The sequence below is a fragment of the Chitinophaga sp. genome, assembly GCF_036566945.1.
In the GTDB taxonomy this organism is placed as follows: domain Bacteria; phylum Bacteroidota; class Bacteroidia; order Chitinophagales; family Chitinophagaceae; genus Chitinophaga.
Window position 1 is genome coordinate 1 of sequence record NZ_DATCVJ010000964.1, and the last position, 7872, is coordinate 7872.

The following is a 7872-nucleotide window of genomic DNA, read 5'->3' on the forward strand; positions in this document are numbered from 1 at the left end:
TACCTGCAGCAGTGGCTGCATCAATCAGCTCTTTGTATTTATCCTGTAATGCCATGATCGTAGTATTTTAGGGGTTCAGCAATTTATTTTATTTTCAAACCGGAAGCATCTACTTTCTTAGGCTTCAGGCCATCCAATGCCATTTTCAGTTTCTTCCAACGGTCAGCTTTAGACTCGCCGGTAACGGTAATCACACCATCTTTAACGTCTGCGGTAACACCAGGAAAGTCTTTCACAATACCATCTACAGCTGTTTTCAAAGCAACATCAGCAGGAGCAGCTTCAGGAGCAGCAGGAGGTGGAGGAGGAGGCGTTACAGTAATGTTGTTGACAACGCTCTTCACGCCCGCAGTAACCTTGGCGGCGTTTTCAGCGGCATCTTTATCTGCATCCGTCGCTACAGCGCCTGTGAGTGTAACTACACCATCTTTAACATCAGCGCTCACGCCCGGACTGGTTGACTGCAACGCAGCAACTACAGTAGCCTGGATGTCTGCATCTTTGGGCTTCCCTTTACAGGAAATCATAAACATTAATCCCATGGAGAGGACGACTGCCGTCAGGTGTTTCAGTTTCATAGTATTACTGAGGTTTTAGTGATGAAATAATACAGTTTAAGTTAAGTATCTTTTTTCACCTGGCAATAATGCTTCGGTTTGTTGTTTATTTTTTAATAGATAGCAAATGCCCATTTTCTCTGAGGATATGCCACCCGGGAAATTCCCGGTGACCATCTCTGCTTCCACATATTTTCCGCCTCACGAAAAGAATTTTTATTTTTTTTCATCACGCTTATGGAATTTTTTAACAGCTGGCATCATGCCGCCGGAGAGGACTTCGTGCAGACCGATATTATCCATCTGTTATATAAGCATCTAATGAATACCATCGACTTAAACACCTCGTATGCACGGTATGAAACGCACCCACCCGATTCCGGGTAGCAAAAAAATATTGTAGAATTATACCTTATATTGATAAATATAAAATATATACCTTGAGATATTTCCTCATACTGCTGCTATTCCCTTCGTTTCTTTTCGCTCAAACCAATAAGGTGGTAAGTCCGGTTTACTCGGAAGACTATCAGCGTTTGATCCACACAGATACCAATGCAGTAGTCATACCCACTTCTCATCTGCATCGCACACTGGGCGTGAAAAGAATGTTTGGCACCGATACCCGGTTTAGGAAAATAAACGTTCGCCACAATGAGCTGCAGATGCGCCCCGCCTATAAAAGAGACCTGCTGATCACCGGCAGCTATTCCGCCACCTTTGCGCTGAAAACCACCAACCAGCTGCCCTCCCTGCAAACAGATTATGCGCAGGGACGCACGTTGGACGGCACTCTCAGCTGGCAGGGAGCAGAAACAAATGAAGTATTCAGCTACGGTCCGGCCCTGCAGTCACTGGAATATGATGGACAGCCTTATGTGTATGACAACAACGGAAAACTGGTACCATCCGGCAGCGGCAGCGGTCATAACCCCACTGCCTATACGAATAATATTTTCAGAACAGGTAGCTTCTTTTCCCAGGCATTCAACCTGAAAGCAGTGCTGGTAGAAAATCAGATCCATGCATGGGAGTTTAATATGAATCTGGGTCAAACCAATGAGAAGACGCTTATCCGTTATAATAACAATGACGCGAAGAACCTGGACGCCTCACTGGGCGCCAGGATAAAATGGCTGCACCTCATTGGTAAATATAGCTATGCACAGGACGTTTTTTCAAATGCCAACAGAAATGGATTCCTGAATAAAGCATATCAGCAATCCATTCTGACACCGGTTAGCTTCGATAACGGACAAGGCTATACGCTCGGAAACGGCCAGCGCAGCTACAGCAACCTGGCAGATAATCCAGACTTTTTGCTGAGAGATAACGGTAATAATTTCAACGCCACCCGGCAGCAGGTAAGTCTGCTGATGGAACGAAGCGCCTATAAACGCACGAAATATACCATCGCACAGTCGCTCAGTAACAACACAGAAAACAGCCATGAAGGCTTCAAGCCAGGAACCGCCGGCTTTCCTGAAGGTAAACCCCTATACCGGCATAAGGAAGATAAACTATACCAGCTAACGGCAGATGTGTCGGCGCCGGTGGAATACAACACCAGTAAATGGGCGGGCATTTTTGCAGCCAATTATATTTTCACGGATGCGCATAGCAGCATCCGCTATCAGCCCGGCGATGCCAACTATCTGTACCAGCGCTCCGCGCATGAATTAGCCGCCAGCTATCGCCAGGTATACAACGGCAACAGATGGTACCTGGACCTGACACTGGGCAACAAAGCCAATGTGTCCAATACCATCACATCAGGGCGCTACTTCCAGCCAGTGACGGCCGTTTCAGCGAGGTATACGGCCAATGGCGGATGGTCCCTGTCATTTAAATCATCTTATGGAGAAGGGAATACGGAATTGCCTGTCAGCAAATCATTGTCTTACGTAAACCTGCTGCGCTATTCCACAGCCGAAGCCGGAAAATATTTCCCGGTGCTGGAAGTGAAAAATTTTGATCACCTGACCCCCATACGTCACAGAGATTGGAGCAGCAGTATCAGCGGCGATTATCTCGGTAAACTGACGCTGACTGCCCGCGCATTTGTAAATAAAGTAGCAGAGGATCTGTTCCCGGTATATGAAAACCAGGAATTGGTGCTGAAAAATATTGGCAACTACCGAACCAGGGGAATAGACCTGGAAGTAGGATTTTACCAACTCAACATCCGTAATGCCATCACCACGATGCATACCCTGGGATTTTTCGCCTATAAAAATAAGGTTACTAACACCTATGAAGACGGTAATTACATGCCCCTGGCAGGTTTTAGCGATGTGCATACGGCATTCGTGCAAGGACAGCCACTGGGCGTAATCATGGGGAGCACCTGGGAAAAAGATGGGGCCGGTCACACCATGATAGGCACCGACGGATTTCCACTGGTAGCAAAATCTCCCGCTATTATCGGCAATCCTAACCCGGATTTTGTGATGAAGATGACCAACACGGCGCGCTGGAAAAAACTTACCCTGGAACTCGCCATGGAATGGAAGAGCGGCGGCGAACGATGGAATGGTACACAGGCCGTACTCGACTATTACGGGAGATCTCAAACATCTGCCGAAGGCAGAACAATCACCAACTACATTTTCCCCGGCGTAAAAATGGATGGCAGCCCAAATAATATCCCCGTTGATTTTTATAATCCCCAACAATCTATAGATCATAACCGATGGGTGAGATATGGCTATAGCGGCGTGGCAGCAAACTATATAGAGCGGGCTGACTGGCTGCGTATCAATACCCTGAAACTCACTTATCAGCAACCCTTTAAACATATCATACAAAAACTAACGCTGAGCGCGTATGTCAACAACCTGATGTTGTGGAGCCCCTACAGTGGCGTAGATCCGGAACAGTTATTATTTGATCAGGCCAATAGTACCGGCCTCGATTTCTTTAATCTGCCCGCTACTAAAACGTATGGTTTTAATGTAACCCTTCAATTCTAATACCATGAAAAAAATTATTAGCTGTATATATTTACTCCTCATCATGACAGGCGCCGCGTGGGCGCAATCATTGGACTACGCGAAATACAAAGAGAAAATTTATATCCACACCAGCCATGTTTTCTTTCAACCCGGACAGGACATGTTTTTTAAACTGTACCTGGTGAATGCACAGGACCAGAAGCCCGCCACATTAAGCAAAGTGGTGTATGTAGAAGTACTGGACCCCTCCGGTAATGTGCGCAAAAAATTAACCTATAAAGTGGCAGATGGCTTTACAGAAGGCTCTTATACTTTTGAAGACAATGCCCCCGGTGGCGTTTATAAGCTGAAAGCGTATACCACGTGGATGCGCAATGAAAGCGATACCACTTTTTTTGTAAAGGAACTCACCCTGCAAAAAGTAATCGCTCCCCGCATATTAATGAAGCTCGACTTCCCCAAAAAGGGCTATGGTCCCGGCGATGAGGTGATCGCCGATTACACCATGCGTAATTTGTCGGATCAGCCCATTCCCAATTACAAAATAAGTTATAAGATATCCCTGGGAGGCAAAGTAGTAGCCACAAAAGAAGCGACCACCAATCGTGATGGTAAAGTACAACTGCCATTTAAATTGCCGGAAGACCTGAATACCACCGATGGCTTGCTGAATGTAACGGTAGATTATGATGCATACAAAGAAGCCATTTCCCGGAGCATTCCTATTGTACTCAATAAAATAGACCTGCAACTGCTGCCCGAAGGAGGCTCGCTGGTAGCAGGACTTACCAGCAACATCGCTTTCAGGGCCATTAACGAACATGGAAAACCAGTAGACGTTAAAGGCGAAGTATGGGATGATGCAGGCAATAAGGTAGCGGATTTCGACAGCTACTACGCCGGTATGGGACAGTTTCCTTTTACCCCGCAGGCCAATAAAAAGTATACCGTTAAAATTACCTCCCCGCTGCATATTAGCCGGCAGTATGCTTTTCCGGCCTTTACTACTGAAGGGGTAGTCATGAATTTTATGAAGAGAGATGGAAAACTTTTCCTCAATATAGCTGCCAGCAACCGGCAACGGGTTACGTTAACCGGGCAGACAAAAGGAACCATCTATGCCAGCAGCGACCTTACTTTGAAGAAAGGTACACAATCCATCGAAATAGATCAGTCGGTGTTTCCCGTTGGTATTGCCCGGTTTACACTCAGTACCGGCAATGGATTGCCCGTAGCAGAAAGACTCGTATTTCTCCATAAAAATAATACCCTGCAGGTAAAAATTACCACCGACAAATCCCAATACCTGCCCAGAGAAAAAGTAGTGATGACCCTCAAAACAACAGATGCAAAGGGCGCGCCCTTGTCATCCAATTTGTCGCTGGCCGTAATGGATGATAAACTCTGGACTTATGCAGACGATAGGCAGGATCACATCTTGTCCTGGCTGCTCATGAGTTCTGAGTTGAGTGGAAAAATTGAGGAGCCTTTATTTTATTTTAAGAAAGAAGAACCTAAAGCAGATCCCGCGCTCGATCTGGTGATGCTGACACATGGCTACCGGTATTTTAGTTATATCCCGGAATTAAACAACGGAAAATCCCTGCAATACCTGCCGGATGATGGTTATGTGTTGAGCGGTACCATCTTCAATGCAAAGGATCAACCGCTGAAAGCCACGGTATTCCTTATTAATATGGCCAGTAACGGCAAAGCCATTCAAATGACCACCGGCGATGACGGACAATTTTTCTTTGCAGGCCTGGATGCACATGCTAATTATTACCTGTTAGCCAAATCTGTGAAACGGAAAGAAAAAGTAAATATCAGGGTAGAACAAAACAGTATTGAGAACAATGTAATAAGGACAAAAAAACTCCTCGAAGAGGGTGTTACTTTCAAAGAGTTTGCTGGCCTCCCGCCGGCAGCACAAAAGAAGGCATTTGAAAAAGCAGCCGCCATCATTAAAAAGGAAGAGGAGGTGTGGCCGAAACAGTTGGGTGACGACAAGCGACTCAACGAGGTAGTGGTGATGGGTTATGGTGTGCAAAAAAAGGAGATGATGGTCGGGTCTGTTACCAGCGTGAAGATTAACGAAGTACAGCTGCTGCCGAATTTAAATCTTGCCCTGCAGGGCAGGGTAGCCGGGATACAGGTAGTACCACAAGCCAATCCCGGTGCGGCGAAAGAAATCAGGATAAGAGGCACCAATTCGCTGACAGGTAATAATCAGCCGCTATATATTATAGATGGTGTGCCATCGGAAGGGATGCTGGAAGGGCTGAACCCCAATGATATTGAAACAATAACGGTATATAAAGATGCCCTGGGAACCGCATTGTATGGCTCTCGCGGCGCCAATGGGGTGATCCTCGTTACTACGAAAAATGTAGGGAGAGCAGCCATTAAACTGGGCCTGAGTAAAGCTGATTTTTACGATAGTAAATTTGTGCCGGGTACAGGAAACACTTTTTCTGTGGCAAGGGTATTTTATGCGCCCCAATATGCCACCACTACCACCAATGAAAGAAGTGATTTCCGGGAAACGATCTACTGGAATCCGGTAGTACAAACAGATAAAGAAGGCAACGCTACGCTGGAATTCTACAACTCTGATGCCGCCACTACTTTCAGAGCAGTAGCCGAAGGCATCGCCTGGAACGGAATACCGGGTAGAAACGAGGCCACCTGGTCGGCCCGCAATGCCTTGCAGATAGATGCAAAAATTCCTCCTTACCTCACCGTAGGTGACCATGCACTGATACCACTGGTGCTTAAAAATAATGCGGCCGACAGTGTAGTACTGGATATCACCCTCGCGTTGCCTTGGAAAATGAAAAAGGGAACTTATGAGGAGCGCGTAACCCTGGCCGCTAACAGCTCTAAACAGGTATTGATTCCAATAGAAGCCATCGCGCCCTGCCGTGGTGATATAAAATTTATGGTGAGCGGAAAAACAGGTACCGAAACATTATCGCTTCCTATTGTAGCAGCAGAGAAGGGCTTCCCGATATTTAAAACCTTCTCCGGCGATAAATCAGTTAAAATTCCGCTGGACTTAGGTGAACCGGTGAATGGCAGCTTCAAAACAGACCTGAAAATATTCGCCACCATTGAAGGGCAACTGCTGGATGGAATTGAATCGATGCTGAGAGAGCCCTATGGCTGCTTTGAACAAACGTCTTCCAGCACCTACCCGAACATCTTTATCCTGAAATATCTCCGCGAATCCGGTAAATCCAATCCTGAAGTAGTGGCTAAGGCCATGAACTATATCGAAACCGGATACAAACGACTGATCAGCTTTGAAACAACAGAAAAAGGCTTCGAATGGTTTGGACATGCACCGGCCCATGAAGCATTAACCGCTTATGGTTTGCTGGAGTTTACAGACATGCAAACCTTCATTAACGTGGATAAAGATATGCTGTCCCGTACCAAAGCATTCCTGCTGAATCGCCGGGATGGTAAAGGGGGCTTTAAACTGGCTTCCGGTGGCTACGACCGGTTTGCCTCCGTCCCTAATTCCGTCGCTAATCTGTATATCGTATATGCGTTAACGCAGGCGGGTATTGGCAAAGAAATACAGCCGGAATACGAAGCAGGTGTGCAAAAAGCACTGGCGGCTAACGATGCTTATCAGCTGGGACTCATGGCCCTCGCTGCCAGCAATATGAAAAATACGGCCGACTATAACCGCCTGATGCAGGCGCTCAAACAGAGCTATGAGAAAAATAATTTCATGGCAGCTACCACCGTCGTTAATTCCAGGGATGCCTCATTGCGCGTAGAGTCGTTATCGTTATACGCCCTCGCACTGGTCCGTGATCCTAAACCGGATCTCGCCACTATCACGATGATCATTTCTAAAGTGCTGTCCGAAAAAACGTACTACGGTTACGGCTCTACGCAGGCCACCGTAATGGCGCTGAATGCCATTGTAGAATTCATAAAAATAAAAGGCCGTGCTGAAAACGCAGGTACCATTGATTTCGAATTGAATGCGCAGAGAGTAGGCGTAGGCAATGATTTCAGCTCATTGCTGAAAGCCGGCGCCAACACGTTTGACGTGCATTACAGTAATGAAAAATCCGGTATTCCGTATCATTTGGAAGTGTCTTATTACACTATGCAACCACCCAACAGCGCTAAAGCCGATTTACATATTACCACCAAACTGGCCGATACCCGCACGAAGATAGGGGAAACCGTCAGGATGAAAATTGATGTGAAAAATGAAAAAGCAATCCTGCAACCTATGTCCATTGCTAAAATCGGCATACCCGCAGGTCTCTCTTTACAACCGTGGCAGCTCAAAGAACTGAAAGAGAAAAACGAAGTAGCGTACTACGAAATCTTTG

General features: G+C 46.4%; 3 protein-coding genes. 2 read left to right on the forward strand and 1 reads right to left on the reverse strand.

All coding sequences use genetic code 11. From position 1 onward, the window contains the following. Positions 1 to 83 precede the first annotated feature (83 nt). Complete coding sequence (locus tag VIP81_RS29000; RefSeq protein ID WP_331969911.1) at positions 84 to 578, reverse strand: BON domain-containing protein; 495 nt, start codon at positions 576 to 578, stop codon at positions 84 to 86. 419 nt (positions 579 to 997) lie between these two features. Between VIP81_RS29000 and VIP81_RS29005 the strand changes: the two genes are divergently transcribed. Further along, positions 998 to 3529 (forward strand): hypothetical protein, encoded by a 2532-nt coding sequence (locus VIP81_RS29005; RefSeq protein WP_331969914.1) that lies wholly within the window; start codon positions 998 to 1000, stop codon positions 3527 to 3529. Positions 3530 to 3533: 4 nt separating this feature from the next. Further along, positions 3534 to 7872: TonB-dependent receptor plug domain-containing protein (locus VIP81_RS29010; RefSeq protein ID WP_331969918.1), on the forward strand; the 4339-nt coding region annotated here is incomplete at its 3' end.